Raw genomic sequence first — 615 nt, 5'->3', positions numbered from 1 at the left:
ATACTTTCTTAAAAGAAACTGGACTACGTGCAGACGCGATTAAGATTGAAAACTTGATTAACACAAAAGGACGTGAATTGCGTGTGATTGATAAAGGGGACAAAGAAAGAACAATCTTTATGCCGAAAGGTTGAACGTTCAAAAATGTGTAGAATATGTGTAAAGCATTTCCTACATATAATTCAATTTACAACGCCGTAAAGAAACTTGAATCTTTCGGAGAGTGAATTACACCTCACTCATTGCGTTATACATATGCAACCAACTTGTATAACTCTGGAGTTGAATTGCCAGTCATATCCGACTTGTTGGGGCACTCGTCATTAGATCAGACTTGATCGTATATCAAGACAGACAAGTCCAATTACGAAATTGCCAACGATATGCAATACCTAACACCAAGTGAACGCTTTGATATAAAACTTATCAAGGCGGAACGTGATAGGTTCAAAAAATTATTCTTTGAGGCAAAAGCCGAAATGGAAAGGAGGGAAAAAGATGAGAGAGTGAAATAGGTGCGAAAATTGCAACATATCTTACGGAGAACAACACACCAAATGTAATGAGTGTGGAAAAAGTTTGATAGAAAGAAAACCGATTAAAAAGGAGAAAAAT

Annotated in this window: 1 protein-coding gene; it reads left to right on the top strand. The window is 36.4% G+C overall.

Annotated elements, in window-relative coordinates:
* Window positions 1-227 precede the first annotated feature (227 nt).
* On the top strand, window positions 228-338 hold the full coding sequence (locus N1032_RS28555; RefSeq protein WP_407933091.1) for a tyrosine-type recombinase/integrase: 111 nt from the start codon (window positions 228-230) through the stop codon (window positions 336-338).
* Window positions 339-615 lie beyond the last annotated feature (277 nt).

It is taken from the genome of Herbiconiux daphne, assembly GCF_024979295.1.
Taxonomy (GTDB): domain Bacteria; phylum Actinomycetota; class Actinomycetes; order Actinomycetales; family Microbacteriaceae; genus Herbiconiux; species Herbiconiux daphnes.
This window is presented reverse-complemented; position numbering and strand designations above follow the sequence as displayed.